The organism is Enterococcus casseliflavus NBRC 100478, assembly GCF_001544095.1.
In the GTDB taxonomy this organism is placed as follows: Bacteria; Bacillota; Bacilli; order Lactobacillales; family Enterococcaceae; genus Enterococcus_D; species Enterococcus_D casseliflavus.
Genome location: NZ_BCPT01000023.1, coordinates 12,087 through 28,645 on the forward strand (window position 1 = coordinate 12,087; position 16,559 = coordinate 28,645).

Below are 16,559 nucleotides of genomic sequence, written 5' to 3' on the forward strand. Positions count from 1 at the left end.
ATACCAAAACTATTTTTCTTCCTCTTACCAGTCCTCGCCCGACTGGTATTTTTTGATTTTTCCCAATGGTCAGGAGTTACACTTCTTATAGACAGAACCGCTCTAGCTTCGCAATGTGTTTTTTCTCAAACTTTGATCAAGTAGCTATTGACGATCGGAAATAAATAAAACCAGAGTCAATAGGATAAACGCTGGTTTCATCATAAAAAAACCGCTAGATTGTTTATCTCTAGCGGCTTTTTTTGCGATTTTAATAGAGTTCCAAGTATTGTTCTCTTTCCCACTCGGAGACTGTTTGGCGGAAGGCTGCCCATTCTAATCGTTTTGCTTCGACAAAGTTGGCATAGATGTGTTTGCCTAAGGCATCGATCATCACTTGGTCTTTGCGCAATGCTTTGATGGCATTGTGGATCGTTGATGGCAGATCTTCGATTTGTGCTTCTGCCCGTTCTGTTTCGTTCATGATGTAGATGTTGCGGTCGACAGCTGGTGGTGGTGTCAACTCACGTCTAACGCCATCAAGTCCTGCTTGTAATAAAACAGCCATTGCTAAGTATGGGTTAGCGGATGGGTCAACTGAACGCAATTCCAAACGCGTTGACAAGCCTCTTGATTCTGGTACCCGAATCAATGGTGAACGGTTGCGTCCTGACCATGCCACGTATACAGGCGCTTCGTAACCTGGCACTAAGCGTTTGTAAGAGTTGACGGTTGGATTGCAGACAGCCGTGTAAGCACGGGCGTGCTCGATCAAACCGCCTAAGAAGTGATACGCTGTTTGGCTTAATTGCATTGGTCCTTCTTCATCAAAGAAGACATTTTCATCACCTTTGAACAAGGACATGTTGCAGTGCATGCCTGAACCGTTGATGCCGAACAATGGTTTTGGCATGAAGGTCGCATGCAAGCCGTGTTTACGAGCAATGGTTTTCACGACAAGCTTGAAGGTTTGGATGTTGTCACATGCTTCCACTGCATCCGCATATTTAAAGTCGATTTCGTGTTGCCCTGGTGCCACCTCATGGTGAGACGCTTCAACTTCAAAGCCAAGGCTTTCTAATTCTAATACGATATCGCGACGGCAGTTTTCCCCTAGATCGGTTGGGGCAAAATCGAAGTAGCCGCCTTTGTCGTTTAATTCAGTTGTGATTTCGCCTGCTTCATCTAATTTGAATAGGAAAAATTCTGGTTCTGGTCCAAGATTGAAAGAAGTAAAACCAAGGGATTGCATGTCTGCTAATGCCCGTTTTAAGTTGCCGCGAGGGTCGCCTGCAAATGGGGTGCCATCTGGATTGTAGATATCACAGATCAAACGAGCCACTTTGCCATGTTCACTTTCCCAAGGGAAGATCATCCAGGTGGACAAATCAGGATACAGATACATGTCACTTTCTTCAATACGGACAAATCCTTCAATAGAAGAACCGTCAAACATCATTTTGTTTTCCAGTACTTTATCTAATTGACTTACAGGTACTTCAACGTTCTTGTTCGTTCCTAAAATATCAGTAAACATCAAGCGTAAAAAGCGCACGTTCTCATCCTTTACGATTTGTTTGATGTCTTCGGCAGTTCTTTCAAATTTTGGCATAGTATCCCTTCCTTTTTCCCAATTCTTATTTTATATCACAGCAATGATCTACAAGTGCTCTACATTCGTGGACCTTTTTGCTGGTATGGCTGTTGTTGATTCAATCCACCTTGAGCCAAGAGTTCATCATAAAAAATTCGACGTACATCTTCATCGGTCAGCGGCGGTTTGTTCTTCGCTTCTTTTTCTTTGGCAACTTTCATTTCATAAACTCGTTTGATTCCCGCCATGTTCAGTCCATCGGAAAGATAGTCTTTGATCTCTAGCAAGGTATCAATATCATTCAGCGAATACATTCGTCGATTGCCATCGCTGCGTTCCGGGTGGATCAATTCTTGTTCTTCGTAATAACGAATTTGACGGGCGGTGAGATCGGTCAATTTCATGACTGTTCCGATAGGAAAGACTGACATTGAGCGCCGCAATTCTTTTTCCCGCATAACTTGGCTCCCCTCCGTTTCAATGATGCTGCGTAACTTTATGGAAACTATACCAATTCTTTTTTTGCGTGTCAACCCCTCATGTTAGAAAAAGTGACATGAATGCAAATTTTTTTGATTTTTCCACTGAGTCCTTGATTTGATCGCATGTTCAAGCAGTCCTTTTTCTGGAAGAAATGGTGCCTTAGCCAAAAATGTTCGGGTTTTGCACTTGAAGGAAGTCAAACCACTTATACTCCCATAATTTTGTCACCACAAAAAAAACGGTGCATCAGCTGCACCGTTTTCTGTTTATTCCTGTTCTTGCGCCATTCTGCGTAGTGGATAGGTATCCTCCAACGCAAATCCTTTGATATGATAGGACTGTGTTGCTTCATCGAAAGCATTACTCAACACTAGCGACTCCCGTTTTAAACGATTCAGCGCATTGCCTTCATCGGCTTGCAGCACTAGATGATAAGGCTGCATGATCTGCATCAATTCCATTTTGATCGCCTGAGTCAAGCGTTCTTTGCCTTTGGTACTTTTTGCTGAGATCAAGACATTGGGAAAGAGCGTTGGGACAAACTGATCGGCGTCGATGCGATCCGCCTTATTGTAGACCGTCAACATCGGTAATTGGGTCAAAGAAAGTTCCTCCATTAATTTTAAGACCGTCTCCTCTTGCTGGACCCGTTCTTCGGAACTGGCATCGACGACATGCAGCAAGAAGTCCATGTTTTGACTTTCCTCCAGTGTGGAATGAAACGCATCGATCAATTGAGTCGGCAATTCTTGGATAAAACCAACCGTATCGGTAATGGTGACTTCGAATCCTTCTGGCATCCGCCAGCGTTTCGTCAAAGGATCGAGTGTCGCAAACAACTGGTCTTGCTCATACGTATCCGCACTGGTCAAAATGTTTAAAATAGTTGATTTTCCAGCATTGGTATAACCAATCAAGCCCATTTGAAAGACTTGGCTGTCTTTGCGCTTTTGGCGTGTTCGGTCTCGATGGGCTGCCACTTCCTTCAATTCCCGTTTGATGATGGTGATGCGGTTGCGGATGTGTCGACGATCGGTCTCCAGCTTGGTTTCCCCTGGCCCTCTCGTTCCGATTCCGCCCCCTAGCCGAGACATGTTCTTTCCTTGCCCTATCAAGCGTGGAAGCAAATAATCCAGCTGCGCCAATTCTACTTGCAGCTTTCCTTCTTTGGAACGGGCACGCATCGCAAAAATATCGAGGATCAGCTGGACGCGATCAATCACTGGCACTTCTAGCGCATCACCGATCATCTGGCTTTGCCTTGGTGTCAGTTCATGATTGAAGATCACTAGATCTGCTTCATGTGCTTCTGCCAACTGCTGCAATTCCGCAACTTTCCCCTTGCCGATCACGGTTTGTCGATCGACTTGCTGCCGTTTTTGCACCAGTGAAAAAACAACTTCACCATTGGCGGTTTTTGTTAAGCTTTTCAATTCTTTCATTGACGAATCAAAATGAAGATAGTTTTTCTCCGTTTCTACTCCGACAAGAATCACACGTTCTTGGCTCATCTTTTCTCCTCCAACCATTGGTCGATTTCTGTTTCAAGGGTACGTTGTTCTTCAGGTTGCCTCACTAAATCAATCCATCGGGGCTGTGCTCGGTTATTGAACCACGTCAGCTGCCGCTTGGCGTAGCGGCGTGAGTTTTGCTTGATTTGCTCAATGGTCTCCTCCAATGTGGCCTGCCCTTGAAAATAGGGCAAAAATTCCTTGTAGCCGATCCCTTTGGCGGCTTGCGTTTCTGGATACTGCAAAACAGCTTTTGCTTCTTCGATCAAGCCTTGATCCATCATCAAGTCCACCCGCTGATTGATTCGCTGGTATAACACTTCTCGCTCAGTGGTTAACCCGATCATGAAGAAATCGTACAAAGCTTGTGGTGTCTCTTTTGGTGCAGCGATACTTTCGCCAGTCGTTTCAAAAACCTCCAACGCACGAATCACTTTCCGCTCATTGTTGTAGTGGATCTTCGCTGCTGCCAAGGGATCGACCGCCTGCAGCTTTTGCCATAAAGCTTCTTTGCCGATGACTACTGCTTCTTGTTCGTAACGCTGACGAATCGTTGGGTCGCCTTCTTCTGCCCCTAAACGAAAGTCATACAAAAGCGCTTGGATGTATAACCCTGTTCCCCCTACAACGATCGGCAGCTTTCCTTGCTGCTGGATCGTCTCGATGGCTTCACGCCCCATTTGCTGGAAATCAGCGGCAGAGTATGCTTCCGTCATCCCACGAATATCGATCAAATGATGAGGAATCCCTGCCATTTCTTCCTTCGTCACTTTGGCGGTACCGATATCTAACTGACGGTAAATTTGCATGGAATCCCCGCTGATGATCTCCCCATGGTATTTTTTGGCTAACTGGATACTCAAGGCGGTTTTGCCGACTGCGGTCGGTCCCACGATCACTAAGACTTTTTTCATCCTTTTGTTTCCTCGCGGACCTGCTGCACAATTGCCCGAGCTTTTTCTGGAAAATCGGTGATGATCCCCGTCAACCCCAGAGCCAAGCAGGTGCGAATCGCCGCTTCTTCGTTGACAGTCCACGGACGGATCGCGATCGGAAAATCAGTTAAGACCGTTGCTGTCTCTTGAACCCAGCGATAGGCAGGATGAATTCCTTCGATATACGGTCGGCTGAGCGCCAACGGTGGTTTGTCTTCCCCGCGTCCCATAATAAAATCAAGGGTCGCATCCGGTTCGATCGCATGCATCCGATCCAAGGTCTCGATATTGAAGGAACAATACCAATGAGTAAAGGGCCATTCTTGGCTATTCAATAAGTCGGATACTTTGGCTTCGATTCCTTCATACTCATAATGATCGGTTTTTAATTCGATCGTCAAAATGCCACGATAATTCTTCGCTGCAAGTAAATCCAACACTTCTTTTAGCGTGGGGACTTTGGCGGCTTGGAATTCCTCAGAAAACCAGCTGCCAGCATTGAGGTCTTTTAGTTCAGCAACCGTCAGGTCACAGATCCGACCTTTGCCGTTGGTCGTTCGATCAACCGTTTCATCATGCATGACGATCAAGCCGCCATCTTTTGATAGATGTACATCTAACTCAATGATATCAGCTTTGACCCGCACCGCTTCCGCAAATGCTGGTAGCGTGTTTTCAGGTCGGTTGCCGCTACTCCCGCGGTGGGCAACGATTTGTACCATCATTCTTTCACTCCATTCTCACTCTTTATTTTACCATGGAATCTCCTAGAACCAAAAAGCCTCTGTTTGTTTCGATCCTCTTAATGAATAATAACGCTTTGTTTCGGTCAAAGAAAAACACCCTTACTATGATCGCAGTAAGAGTGTGTGTGATCAGTTAAAAAAGCGCAACCGTCGATACTCTGGTTTGGTTGCCTTAACCAAGGAAAACGGCTGACCAGTAGAATCAAATCGTTTTTGAAAAATAGGTCAACGGTTCGCTCGTCATGTTTTTCATTTGGGTTTTACGCTCATTGACCATTTCGACTAATTGATCAAGGAAATTTTCCATAATGATCCGACCGCCTTTATAGGTATACCCACCGATTTTAACAGTTTCCTCTGGGGATAAAATCACCCGACGTGTTCCGATTTTTTTGAAAAATTCTTCCAAGAAAAAATTCGGTAGATAAAAACTGTTTTGCGCCGCAAAAGATTGTAGATAGGCAAAATCATCGATGGTGATATAACAGTCGTCAAAGGCATCAAAGCTGACATACTCATCCATCAGCATGACCCGTTTTTGTAGAATCTCACTGATTTTTTGATTCAATAAAACCAACGTTTCGATTTCTTTGACTTTATGCTCCAACAAACGGCGTTGTTTTTCTTTTTGTTCCTCATACCGAATGCGTAAATTAAAAATGATGGTTACTAACAATGCGCCCACTAAGACGCCGATCAAACCTGCTATTGCTACTGCCATTCTTCGATCCTTCCTCATTCCTTTTTTCATATTGTATCATATTTGAAAGTTTCGCAAAAAAGATAACGAACTTTTTATTTGACCTTTCTTGACCTAATCGGTATACTATCTCTTAGATATTGCGAAAACTTTATGCTAAACTATATCTATAACGATTTTTAGGAGGACTATCACTATGAATTTAATTCCTACAGTCATTGAACAATCATCTCGCGGTGAAAGAGCGTATGACATCTATTCTCGTCTATTAAAAGACCGGATCATTATGTTGAGTGGTCAAGTAACCGATGACTTAGCAAACTCGATCATTGCTCAGCTTTTATTCTTGGACGCGCAAGATTCTGAAAAAGACATCTACTTGTACATCAACTCGCCTGGCGGAAGCGTTACTGCTGGTCTAGCGATCTTTGATACCATGAACTTTATCAAAGCCGATGTTCAAACCATCGTTATGGGGATGGCTGCTTCTATGGGTTCATTCTTATTGACCGCTGGTGAAAAAGGCAAACGCTTTGCGTTACCAAATGCAGAGATCATGATCCACCAACCATTAGGTGGCGCCCAAGGTCAAGCAACTGAGATCGAAATTGCTGCCCGCCACATTTTGGCAACCCGCGAACGTCTGAACAAAATCTTGTCAGAACGTACTGGTCAACCAATCGAAGTGATTGAACGCGACACTGATCGCGACAACTTCATGACCGCACAAGAAGCCAAAGATTACGGCTTGATCGACGAGATCATGGAATCAAACAAATTGAAATAAGCTTGCATAAAAAAAGGTGTACGAAGCAATTCGTACACCTTTTTGCGTCTTTTGGTTCGGCGTCAGACTTCACCATATTCGCCCTGTTGGTAAGCATACCCATTTTCCACGTAATGCGTGATGTTTGCCTGATTTTTGGCGATTTCTTCCTCTGTCAACGGGCGGATCACTCGTGCAGGACGACCAAACGCCAACACATTGGGCGGAATGACGGTTCCTTCCGTTACTAACGAACCAGCACCTAACAAACTATTTTCACCGATCACTGCATGATTCAAAACAATCGAGCTCATGCCGATCAGCGCCCCTTTTTTGATGGTACAGCCATGAAGCATACACTGATGCCCAACAGTCACATCGTCTTCCACGATCGTCGGGGCATCGTTATCAACGTGAATGATCGTTCCATCTTGAATATTGGTACGCGCGCCGATTTCGATGCGATTGGCATCGCCTCGAATCACTGCTTGAAACCAGACCGTACTCTCTTTTCCTAGAGTCACGTTTCCTACGATCGTCGCATTTTTTGCCACAAAACAAGGTGTTCCTTGCAACGAGGCTGGCGAAACTGTTTTGTGGGTTTCATTCCCTGATTGTTCTTTGTCCATCAACTTCTCCTTCCAATCCATAAACGGATCTGCGCTTTCTTTTTTCACTATAGCACCACCCTTGCGACAATGCAAAAAGAGCGCCAGTCAGTCTGGACGCTCTTTTGGGTTTACTCGGCTTCTTCTGAAAATTGACTTTGGTACAGTTGGCTATAAAAGCCGCCAGCTGCCAACAAGGTCTCGTGATTGCCTTTTTCAATGATCGACCCTTGATCCATCACTAAGATCAGATCTGCTTCACGAATCGTTGACAAACGATGGGCGATCACAAAGCTGGTACGACCTTCCATCACTTTATCCATTGCTTTTTGAATCAGCGCTTCTAAGCGGGTATCCACCGAACTGGTGGCTTCATCGAGAATCAAAATCTTCGGATCAGAGATGACTGCCCGAGCGATGGTCAACAATTGTTTTTGCCCCAAGGAGACATTGTCCCCTTCAGAATTGATGATCATTTCGTAGCCGTCTGGCATCGTGCGAATGAAGTGATCGACGTTGGCGGTTTTCGCTGCATCAACGACTTCATAATCGGTGGCATCTAATTTCCCAAAGCGAATGTTGTCGCCGATCGTGCCTTCGTACAACCATGCATCTTGTAAGACCATCCCAAACAGTGACCGAACATCATGACGTTCCATTTTCTTCGTGTCGATGCCGTCGATCTTGATGGCCCCTTCATTGACATCATAAAAACGCATCAACAAATTGATCAAGGTGGTTTTCCCAGCACCTGTTGGTCCCACGATCGCCACGGTTTGTCCAGCTTTGACTTCAAAGTTCAAGTCTTTGATCAACGGTTTTTTCGGATCATAGGCAAAGCCGACATGTTCAAAGGTCACGTCGCCTCTGATTTGTTCTGGCAATTGGATATCCGTTTGATTGACGGGTTCTTCTTCCTCATCTAGGATTTCAAAGACCCGTTTTGCTGCTGCTGAGGCACTTTGCAAGACGGAAGACAGCTGGGTAATATTCCCCATTGGCTGACTGACTTGCCAAATGTATTGTATGAACGCTTGCAGCTGACCAACAACGATTACGCCGCTGATCACATAAAAGCTCCCCATGACTGCCATTGCGATATAGGTAAAGTAAGCGGTCATTTGCACCAGCGGCATCATCAATCCTGACACAAAGGCAGAACGAAAGCCGTAATAGCGCAACTGGTGGTTAACGTTTTTAAACCCTTCAAGTGTTTGCTTTTCCCGTCCATACACTTTCAACACACTGAATCCAGTCATGTTTTCTTGTACGTAGCCGTTCAGATCCCCTAACGCATTTTGCATGCCTTGGAAGTCTTTTTGCGACTTTTTGACGATCGTGCGAGAAATCAATAAGGAGGCTGGGATCATGATCAATGAAACCAATGCCATGTAGGTATTGATGTAAAACATCATGGAAACCGCCATAACGATTCCTAAGAAGGCATTGACGATCCCGATCAAGGCTTGCTGCATTGCACCGCTGACGGCATCCACGTCATTGGTCACCCGTGACAGGATATTCCCTTGTTGGTTGCGGTCGAAGTAAGAAACGGGCAAACGATTGATTTTTTCTTCAATGTCTTGCCGCAAATCTCGCATCGCAGATTGGACAACGTTGGTGATCAGCAGCCCTGACATCAATTGTGAGAAACAGTAACCGACACCGACGACTGCGATCCAGATCAAGCAAAGGATCACGTAATCAAAATTAACGCCTTCGCCAGCGGCGATGTTGCGGCTGATCTCTGTCGTCGGTAATCCAGAAACATACGGCATTGCCGCATTGAAGCCGACGGTTGCAACAGTAAACAGCAAGACTAGGATAAATTGTACTTTGTACGGTTTGATGTAAGCACCTAACCGTTTTAAAGAAGAGATTGCTTTCATTGTGCCAACTCCTCCTCTGATAATTGTGACGCCGCAATGTCGTAGTATACTGGACAAGTTTGCAGCAGTTCTTTGTGGGTGCCGATGCCAACCACATCGCCTTCGTTCAAGACGACGATCTTATCGGCATTCATGATCGTTCCTACTCGTTGAGCAACGATCAAAACGGTCGATTCTGTGGTTTCTTTTTTCAAGCGTGCCCGCAATTTTGCATCCGTTTGGTAATCCAATGCAGAAAAACTATCATCAAAAATATAGATCTCTGGTTGGCGGATCACCGCACGGGCAATCGCTAGGCGTTGCTTTTGTCCGCCAGAGAAGTTGGTTCCGCCTTCTGCCAAGTGAGCATCAAAGCCATCTGGTGTGCGAGAAATGAAATCTGCCGCTTGCGCAATCTCGGCTGCTCGTTCCAGCTCTGCTTGCGTGGCATCTTCTTTCCCATAGCGTAGGTTTTCTGCGATCGTCCCTGTAAATAGCAACGCTTTTTGAGGGATAAACCCGATCTTGTTGCGCAACGTCGTTAAGCTGTAATCCCGAACGTCAACACCATCCACCAAAACTTGGCCTTCACTGACGTCGTAAAAACGTGGGATCAATTGGATCAAGGTTGATTTTCCACTTCCAGTACTACCGATAAACGCCACGGTTTCCCCTGGTGAAGCGGTAAAGCTAACATTACGGATCACTGGACTTTGAGCATGTCCTGGATAAGCAAAGGTAACATTTTTGAATTCCAAGAAGCCTTTCGTCTTAGTTTCTGTCACTGGCTGTTCTGGCTCTTTGATTTCAGAAGTCGCATCTAACGCTTCTTGGATTCGACGAGCAGAAACCGCCGCTCGTGGATACATCGTAAAGACAGTCGCAAACAGCATGAAAGAAAACAGCGCATGGAAGATGTATTCGATAAATGCAATCAAGTCACCGACCTGCAGTTGCCCTTGATCGATTTGAATACTTCCCGTCCAAATAATCAGAATCATCACGATATTGAATAAGAAGAAAAAGCCTGGTTGTGCCGTTGCCATCAAGCGAAACAAGCTGCGAGAACTAGAAGCATAGGCTTGGTTGACTTTGCCAAAGCGTTTTTCTTCAAATTTTTCATTGACGAAGGCACGGATCACTCGTAAACCAGAGAGATTTTCCCGCAAGATGCCATTGATTTTATCTAGATTGGCTTGTTGTTTAGTGGATAAGGGTTCCGAGATTTTGGCAATGGCGATGACGGCCATCAGCAATATCGGCAATGCCCCCAAAACATACAACCCTAGTTGTGTACTTGTCCGCATGACCATGTACAAGCTGACCACAAACATCATGGGTGTCATTAAACCTGTCCGTAAGATGCTTTGCATAAACAGCATGATTTGATACGCATCATTGGTCACACGGGTGATCAATGATGAAACCCCGATTTTTTCATATTCGGTATGTGAATAGCCTTGGACTTTTTCAAAAAGATCGTCACGAATATCTGCCACAATGTTAGTGGTGATACGTGACGTGAAATAGCCTAACAAAATGTTCATCGTGATCCCCACAATGGTGATCGCGATCATCGCCGCACCCATTTTCCATATGTAGTCGCGATCACCAGCGGCGATCCCTTTGTCGATCATTCTTGCCAATAACGTCGGCAAACCTAATTCAATCAAAATAAAACCAAAAACACAGATGAAATTAAAAACCAGCAGTTTCTTGTTTCTCATCGTGTAGTGCCACATTAATTTCAAAAAATCCCCTCCTTTTTTACTTCATTACTTCTACTATAGCATAGGAATATTCTTATTGTAATGCACTTTCAACGAAAAAAAGCAAACTTCAGCGATAGTCCTTTCATTTTCTTTCAGTAAGCCTTTTCAAAATGACGTGTTTCTATACTTATTCGTTTTTCTGTGATAAAATAGGGATACTTGTAGTGGAACGACTTACAAACCCGGTGAATTTTTTATGACGACATTTGGAAAGCAAAGACGAGGCTTTCTCTTTTTTCTCACAACGATTGTCTGAAAAAAGCATGCAGCGGCTCTCGAAGCCTTCTTTTCAGGTCACTTTATTCGGACCTCGATTTTGTGATGCAGCGAATTCATCAACCAAATAGACTACTGCGAAAAGCAGATAAAGGAGAAAAGATATGATTTACAAAATTTATTACCAAGAAACAAAAGACCGCAACCCAAAGAGAGAACAAACCCACTCTTTGTACATTGAAGCAGACGATGCCGTGATCGCACGCCGTCTGGTTGAACAAAATACCCCATACAACATCGAGTTCGTTCAAGAACTAGATGAAAAACATTTAGCTTACGAAAAAGAAAACGCTGATTTCAAATTAGCGGAGTTTTAAGATGAAAGTTTCGCTGAAAAATAATGAGACTGGCGTATTCGGCGTCGGTGGACTTGGCGAAATCGGAAAAAACTGTTATGGGGTTCAATTCCAAGATGAGATCATCTTAATTGACGCGGGAATCAAATTCCCCGAAGATGAACTGCTTGGGATCGACTATGTCATTTCCGATTATAGCTACATCGTTCAAAATTTACCGAAAGTCAAAGGCTTGATCGTCACTCATGGTCACGAAGACCATATTGGCGGAATCCCTTACTTGTTGCGGGAAGCCAATATCCCGATCTATGCGGGACCCTTGGCACTTGCTTTGATCACCAACAAATTAGATGAGCATGGCTTATTGCGGGACGCGGAATTACACGAAATCAATGAAGATACGGTGATTCGTTTCCGTAAAACATCCATCAGCTTCTTCCGAACGACCCACAGTATCCCTGATGCTTTAGGTGTCGTTGTCAAAACGCCTTCTGGCAATATCGTCGCAACTGGCGATTTCAAGTTTGACTTTACGCCTGTGGGCGAACCAGCAAACTTGCACAAAATGGCAAAAATTGGTGAAGAAGGCGTCCTTTGCCTCCTTTCCGATAGTACCAATGCAGAAATTCCGACCTTTACCAAATCAGAAAAAACGATCGGCAGCTCGATCCAAAAGATTTTTGAAAAAATCGATGGTCGGATCATTTTTGCCAGCTTTGCCTCCAACATTTTCCGTCTCCAACAAGCTGCAGATGCGGCGGTTGCGACTGGACGTAAAATCGCCGTTTTTGGACGCAGTATGGAAAATGCGATCGTCAACGGACAGCGCCTTGGCTATATCAAGGTGCCAGATGGAACCTTTGTGGAATCTCATGAGATCAACCGTTTGCCTGCAAACGAAACCATGATCCTTTGTACGGGTTCTCAAGGAGAGCCAATGGCTGCTTTGAGTCGGATTGCCAACGGGACTCACCGTCAAATCCAAATTCACCCAGATGATACCGTGATTTTCTCAAGCTCACCGATCCCAGGAAATACCACGAGTGTCAATCAGCTGATCAACTTATTGTTGGAAGCTGGCGCAAACGTGATCCATGGCAAATTGAACAACATCCATACTTCTGGTCACGGTGGCCAAGAAGAACAAAAACTGATGTTGCGTCTAATGAAGCCAAAATTCTTTATGCCTGTCCATGGGGAATTTCGGATGCTGAACATCCACACCCAGTTGGCACAAGATGTCGGTGTACCAAAAGAAAATTGTTTCATTATGGAAAATGGTGACATGTTGGCCTTAACAGCGGATACCGCTCGCTTGGCTGGTCATTTCAATGCCAATGATGTTTATGTTGACGGCAGCGGTATCGGTGATATCGGAAATGTCGTCTTACGAGATCGTCGCATTCTTTCAGAGGAAGGCCTCGTCTTAGCAGTCGCGACAGTCGATGTAGCGAAGAAAGAAGTCCTTGCTGGACCAGATATCCTTTCTCGTGGGTTTGTTTATATGCGGGAATCTGGCGAGATGATCAATGAAGCACAGCAGATCCTCTTCCGTGCATTGCGGGAAGTCTTGAACCAACCAGACCCAACAGAACACAAATTAAGAGAAGCGATGTCTTCGGCGTTACAGCCATTCCTATTTGAAAAAACCGAGCGTCATCCAATGATCCTTTCGATGATCATGACGCCGGACAATTTATAGTCTCACATGCGAGGGTAGTTCTCAGGTTACTGAGAACTGCCTTTTCCTTTCCGTTATAAAAAGCAAAAAAAAAAGACCATCGATTCGATGGTCTTTTTGGGTTTTTGATTTCAAAGTGCTCTTACTGGCAGTTTGTTTGAAAGCTTACGCTTTGTTTACGTTAACTGCTTGAGGTCCACGATCAGAATCTTCCACGTCGAAAGTTACTGCTTGACCTTCTTCTAAAGTTTTGAATCCTTCACCTTGGATCGCTGAAAAGTGTACAAATACGTCTGTACCGTCTTCGCGAGAGATAAAACCAAACCCTTTTTCAGCATTGAACCATTTTACTGTACCTTGTTCCATTAAAAAAAACCTCCTCGTGCATAAGCACTTAATTGTGTGTAACATTGCCTTTGTGCGATAGAGGCCTAACGTGCGTTTCAACATCTATTCAGCAAACAAAATTACAATAATATTTTACACTTGCCCGTATTTTTTTGCAAGACAGACGATTAGACAATTCACCTTTATTTTTAATAATGTTCGCAAACTCGGCTTATTTTCACACGTCTTCCTGTTGCCACAGCCCCTCTTCTCGCAAACTGACATAGGCATTGTCGCCAATGATCAAATGATCCAATATGTCGATCCCCATCAAGTCTCCGCACTTGATCAAGCGGCGTGTAAACAGCAGATCTGCCTCTGAGGCTTGAGGACTGCCGCTGGGATGGTTGTGGACGACGATCACTCGGGCGGCACTGTAGCGTACCGCCCAATGAAAAATCTCCCGTGGGTGAGCGATCGACTGATTCAACGATCCGATGAAGATCGTTTTTTTCTGAATGATCTCATTTTTCGTATTCAAATATAGCCCTAGTAAATGCTCTTGACGACAATCCTTCAACTCTTGGATCAACTGATGGGCGATCGCCATACTAGAGTTGACCTTACCGTACTTTGGTTGAGCGGAGCGCTGGATTCGCACACCTAATTCAACCATCGCTTTGATCTCGATGGCTTTGATTTGTCCGACGCCGCGAATTTCTTGTAATTCATCGATCGTCGCTTGCTTTAGTTCATACAATTCTTGAAAACGATTCAAGACACTGGCCGCTAATTCGAGGACATTCAGAGGACGTGAGCCAGTTCGCAGCAAAATGGCCAATAATTCTTGATTCGAAAGGGCATCGACTCCATATTCTACTAAACGCTCTCGGGGAAACGAGCTTTGGGGAATCACTGTTTCATTGATCATAAAAAAACTCCTTTGCGTCGGTCTAATAAAAGATACGCAAAGGAGAGAGTATTTCATGAATCAGGTGCGCAAAAAATCACAGTTAGATTGAAAAGGCGGTTTCTAGAAAATCTGGAACATCCTCTAGTGATGGTAAGACTTTCAAGACTTTTTCTTCAATGATGGTCGTCGGCGCGATCAAATCGGGAATCATAATGACTGAGATCCCTGCCCCATGAGCAGCATGAATACCGTTAGCCGAATCTTCAAGGATCACCAATTCTTCTTTTGGTACCGCCAGTAATGCATGGGCTTTTTCAAAAATCTCAGGATCTGGTTTTGCACGTGTGACATCATCAAAGCAGACGATCTCAGGAAATTCCGCCGTTAAGCCTGCTGCTTCCAGCAAGGTATCGATCACTTTGCGCTGGTTGCTAGACGCCAACACTCGGGGAATCTTTTTCTCATCAAGATAATGCAATAACTCGTGGATGCCCGGCTTCAATTCAGCCTCGCCTCGTTGGAACATTTCCAGCGTTTGCTGAAAAGCCGCTTGGATAAAGTCTTCGATCATTTGATGGCCAAAGGCTTCGTCGAATCGCTCATGGTAAGCTGCCCAGACTTCTTCATCCGAGACCCCCACATAAGCTAAATACAACTCTTTTGTATAGGGAATCCCCATTTGATCCGCCACGATTTGAGTTGCTTGGTAATAGAGCAGCTCCGTGTCAAAAATCAAGCCGTCCATATCGAAAATCACACCACATAACTTAGCCATTTCTTCCTCCTATTGCCAACAACAATTCTCTAACTTCTGAAACAAAATACAACGATCCTGTCACCAGCAGCAAATCTTCATTGGTCATTTTTTCTAATAATTCTGCCAAGCCAAACTGCCATAAAGAGACGGTTGAGATTCGTTTTTCATCGAGTTCCTGATAGCCGTCTGCTAAATGCAATGCTTTGGGGAAATCAAAGGTCGTTAAATAAATCTCGGCTTGCGGAATTGCCAGCAATTGCTGAAGCATCTCATTGACGTTTTTGGTTTCTAAGGCTGAGAACAGCACATGGATGCGATAGTCGCTGAACTCTTCTTTCATCGTATCCACCAAGCGAGCCATGGCATGCACGTTATGGGCGCCATCGATGATCACCAGTGGTTCACTGCTGATTCGTTCCATTCGGGCGGGCCAATAGGCCTTTCTTAGCCCATTGCGAATCTCTTTGGCTGAAAACGGCAGCTGCCGCAGGTCGCAATACAGGCTATACAATTGGATCGCAACACCGGCATTTTCTGGTTGATGGCGGCCTAACATCGGCGTTTTCAAGCCTTTGATCTTGCCATGCTCATTTTCAAAATCAAACAATTCGCCCCACTCTTCATCAGGATGACGATAGGTCACACGGTACTCTTGCCCTGCATGATACGCAGGTGCCTGTGCTTCTGCAGCTTTCAAATCGATCACCGAAAGCGCACTTTCAACGATATTGCCAGTCACAAGGGGAATTTGTGGTTTAATGATCCCCGCCTTATGGGCAGCGATTTTTTCAATGGTATCGCCTAAGACATCCATATGATCCATGCCGATCGTCGTGATCGCTGTCAACATCGGTGAAATAACGTTGGTACTATCTAAAAGTCCCCCTAGGCCAACTTCCATTATCGCAACATCGACGTTTTTTTCTTCAAAATAGCCTAACGCCATGGCAGTAATGATTTCAAACTGAGTGATGCCCGTCAAGGTTTCATCACGATCGATTTCAGCAACCAGCGGCTGGATTTTTTCCACCCAAGCGACCAAATCCTCATCTGATATAAATTGTCCATTGATTTCGATCCGTTCATTGAACGCTTCAATGTGCGGGGAAGTAAAAGTCCCCACTTGCTGCCCAGCTTCTTCTAAAAGACTGCGCAAATAGCTGACGGTTGATCCTTTGCCATTCGTGCCGGCGATATGGATCATGGTTATGTTTTTTTCAGGATTGCCCATTCGTTTTAATAATGCTTCGACACGCATCAATCCGGGTCTTTGCCCAAATGCCAAACGCGAATGGATCCACGCTGTTGCTTCTTCGCTTGTCATCTCCTTCACCTCGCTCTTATTTT

Annotated in this window: 16 protein-coding genes; 3 read left to right on the forward strand and 13 right to left on the reverse strand. The window is 44.8% G+C overall.

All coding sequences use genetic code 11. From position 1 onward, the window contains the following. Nucleotides 1-250: 250 nt before the first annotated feature. The 6 genes from glnA to ECA1_RS15120 all read right to left on the reverse strand — a co-directional run bounded on the left by glnA (nucleotide 251) and on the right by ECA1_RS15120 (nucleotide 5,969). Nucleotides 251-1,591, reverse strand: coding sequence for a type I glutamate--ammonia ligase (glnA, locus tag ECA1_RS15095; protein WP_005225167.1), 1,341 nt, complete (start codon nucleotides 1,589-1,591; stop codon nucleotides 251-253). Nucleotides 1,592-1,650: 59 nt separating this feature from the next. Next, the gene (locus ECA1_RS15100; protein WP_005225166.1) at nucleotides 1,651-2,031 is read right to left on the reverse strand and encodes a MerR family transcriptional regulator; all 381 of its coding nucleotides are present in this window, start codon (nucleotides 2,029-2,031) and stop codon (nucleotides 1,651-1,653) included. Between the two features lie 291 nt (nucleotides 2,032-2,322). After that, nucleotides 2,323-3,567, reverse strand: a complete 1,245-nt coding sequence (gene hflX / locus ECA1_RS15105; protein ID WP_060792936.1) for a GTPase HflX — start codon at nucleotides 3,565-3,567, stop codon at nucleotides 2,323-2,325. Next, nucleotides 3,564-4,481 (reverse strand): tRNA (adenosine(37)-N6)-dimethylallyltransferase MiaA, encoded by a 918-nt coding sequence (gene miaA, locus ECA1_RS15110; protein WP_060792937.1) that lies wholly within the window; start codon nucleotides 4,479-4,481, stop codon nucleotides 3,564-3,566. The genes hflX and miaA overlap by 4 nt, the downstream gene beginning before the upstream one ends. After that, nucleotides 4,478-5,227, reverse strand: coding sequence for a glycerophosphodiester phosphodiesterase (locus ECA1_RS15115; protein WP_081091760.1), 750 nt, complete (start codon nucleotides 5,225-5,227; stop codon nucleotides 4,478-4,480). The genes miaA and ECA1_RS15115 overlap by 4 nt, the downstream gene beginning before the upstream one ends. Before the next feature lie 223 nt (nucleotides 5,228-5,450). Beyond that, nucleotides 5,451-5,969, reverse strand: coding sequence for a hypothetical protein (locus tag ECA1_RS15120; protein WP_005231097.1), 519 nt, complete (start codon nucleotides 5,967-5,969; stop codon nucleotides 5,451-5,453). A 175-nt stretch (nucleotides 5,970-6,144) separates the two neighbouring features. Between ECA1_RS15120 and clpP the strand changes: the two genes are divergently transcribed. Next, nucleotides 6,145-6,735: an ATP-dependent Clp endopeptidase proteolytic subunit ClpP gene (gene clpP, locus ECA1_RS15125; protein ID WP_005225161.1), complete on the forward strand. Its 591-nt coding sequence runs from the start codon at nucleotides 6,145-6,147 to the stop codon at nucleotides 6,733-6,735. A 62-nt stretch (nucleotides 6,736-6,797) separates the two neighbouring features. Here the strand turns inward: clpP and ECA1_RS15130 are convergent, their stop codons facing one another. The 3 genes from ECA1_RS15130 to ECA1_RS15140 all read right to left on the reverse strand — a co-directional run bounded on the left by ECA1_RS15130 (nucleotide 6,798) and on the right by ECA1_RS15140 (nucleotide 10,941). Continuing rightward, on the reverse strand, nucleotides 6,798-7,391 hold the full coding sequence (locus ECA1_RS15130; RefSeq protein ID WP_236596083.1) for a gamma carbonic anhydrase family protein: 594 nt from the start codon (nucleotides 7,389-7,391) through the stop codon (nucleotides 6,798-6,800). 62 nt (nucleotides 7,392-7,453) lie between these two features. Continuing rightward, nucleotides 7,454-9,211 carry an ABC transporter ATP-binding protein gene (locus tag ECA1_RS15135; RefSeq protein ID WP_005225159.1) on the reverse strand — a complete coding sequence of 586 codons (1,758 nt, stop codon included), beginning with the start codon at nucleotides 9,209-9,211 and terminating at the stop codon, nucleotides 7,454-7,456. Further along, nucleotides 9,208-10,941 (reverse strand): ABC transporter ATP-binding protein, encoded by a 1,734-nt coding sequence (locus ECA1_RS15140; protein ID WP_010747462.1) that lies wholly within the window; start codon nucleotides 10,939-10,941, stop codon nucleotides 9,208-9,210. The genes ECA1_RS15135 and ECA1_RS15140 overlap by 4 nt, the downstream gene beginning before the upstream one ends. 401 nt (nucleotides 10,942-11,342) lie before the next feature. Here ECA1_RS15140 and ECA1_RS15145 point away from each other — a divergent pair, with 401 nt between their 5' ends. Together ECA1_RS15145 and rnjA are read left to right on the forward strand one after the other, a co-directional pair. Then, nucleotides 11,343-11,555: a DNA-directed RNA polymerase subunit epsilon gene (locus ECA1_RS15145; RefSeq protein WP_005225157.1), complete on the forward strand. Its 213-nt coding sequence runs from the start codon at nucleotides 11,343-11,345 to the stop codon at nucleotides 11,553-11,555. Nucleotide 11,556: 1 nt separating this feature from the next. Further along, entirely contained in the window at nucleotides 11,557-13,236 is a 1,680-nt protein-coding gene (rnjA, locus tag ECA1_RS15150; protein ID WP_005237517.1) for a ribonuclease J1, read from the forward strand. A 144-nt stretch (nucleotides 13,237-13,380) separates the two neighbouring features. On the opposite strand, the gene ECA1_RS15155 is transcribed toward rnjA, so the two are convergent. The 4 genes from ECA1_RS15155 to ECA1_RS15170 form a co-directional block, all read right to left on the reverse strand. Beyond that, complete coding sequence (locus ECA1_RS15155) at nucleotides 13,381-13,581, reverse strand: cold-shock protein (protein WP_005225155.1); 201 nt, start codon at nucleotides 13,579-13,581, stop codon at nucleotides 13,381-13,383. 199 nt (nucleotides 13,582-13,780) lie between these two features. Beyond that, nucleotides 13,781-14,473 carry a RadC family protein gene (gene radC, locus ECA1_RS15160; RefSeq protein WP_005225154.1) on the reverse strand — a complete coding sequence of 231 codons (693 nt, stop codon included), beginning with the start codon at nucleotides 14,471-14,473 and terminating at the stop codon, nucleotides 13,781-13,783. 82 nt (nucleotides 14,474-14,555) lie between these two features. After that, on the reverse strand, nucleotides 14,556-15,230 hold the full coding sequence (locus ECA1_RS15165) for an HAD family hydrolase (RefSeq protein WP_060792938.1): 675 nt from the start codon (nucleotides 15,228-15,230) through the stop codon (nucleotides 14,556-14,558). Continuing rightward, entirely contained in the window at nucleotides 15,223-16,536 is a 1,314-nt protein-coding gene (locus tag ECA1_RS15170) for a bifunctional folylpolyglutamate synthase/dihydrofolate synthase (protein WP_015509046.1), read from the reverse strand. The genes ECA1_RS15165 and ECA1_RS15170 overlap by 8 nt, the downstream gene beginning before the upstream one ends. Between the last annotated feature and the right edge of the window lie 23 nt (nucleotides 16,537-16,559).

Coding starts and splice junctions, on each gene's coding strand:
- ECA1_RS15115 (WP_081091760.1), bottom strand. CDS start 5,227: ATGATGGTACAAATCGTTGCCCACCGCGGGAGTAGCGGCAACCGACCT.
- ECA1_RS15165 (WP_060792938.1), bottom strand. CDS start 15,230: ATGGCTAAGTTATGTGGTGTGATTTTCGATATGGACGGCTTGATTTTT.
- radC (WP_005225154.1), bottom strand. CDS start 14,473: ATGATCAATGAAACAGTGATTCCCCAAAGCTCGTTTCCCCGAGAGCGT.
- ECA1_RS15100 (WP_005225166.1), bottom strand. CDS start 2,031: ATGCGGGAAAAAGAATTGCGGCGCTCAATGTCAGTCTTTCCTATCGGA.
- miaA (WP_060792937.1), bottom strand. CDS start 4,481: ATGAAAAAAGTCTTAGTGATCGTGGGACCGACCGCAGTCGGCAAAACC.
- hflX (WP_060792936.1), bottom strand. CDS start 3,567: ATGAGCCAAGAACGTGTGATTCTTGTCGGAGTAGAAACGGAGAAAAAC.
- rnjA (WP_005237517.1), top strand. CDS start 11,557: ATGAAAGTTTCGCTGAAAAATAATGAGACTGGCGTATTCGGCGTCGGT.
- ECA1_RS15155 (WP_005225155.1), bottom strand. CDS start 13,581: ATGGAACAAGGTACAGTAAAATGGTTCAATGCTGAAAAAGGGTTTGGT.
- ECA1_RS15135 (WP_005225159.1), bottom strand. CDS start 9,211: ATGAAAGCAATCTCTTCTTTAAAACGGTTAGGTGCTTACATCAAACCG.
- ECA1_RS15145 (WP_005225157.1), top strand. CDS start 11,343: ATGATTTACAAAATTTATTACCAAGAAACAAAAGACCGCAACCCAAAG.
- glnA (WP_005225167.1), bottom strand. CDS start 1,591: ATGCCAAAATTTGAAAGAACTGCCGAAGACATCAAACAAATCGTAAAG.
- ECA1_RS15170 (WP_015509046.1), bottom strand. CDS start 16,536: ATGACAAGCGAAGAAGCAACAGCGTGGATCCATTCGCGTTTGGCATTT.
- clpP (WP_005225161.1), top strand. CDS start 6,145: ATGAATTTAATTCCTACAGTCATTGAACAATCATCTCGCGGTGAAAGA.
- ECA1_RS15120 (WP_005231097.1), bottom strand. CDS start 5,969: ATGGCAGTAGCAATAGCAGGTTTGATCGGCGTCTTAGTGGGCGCATTG.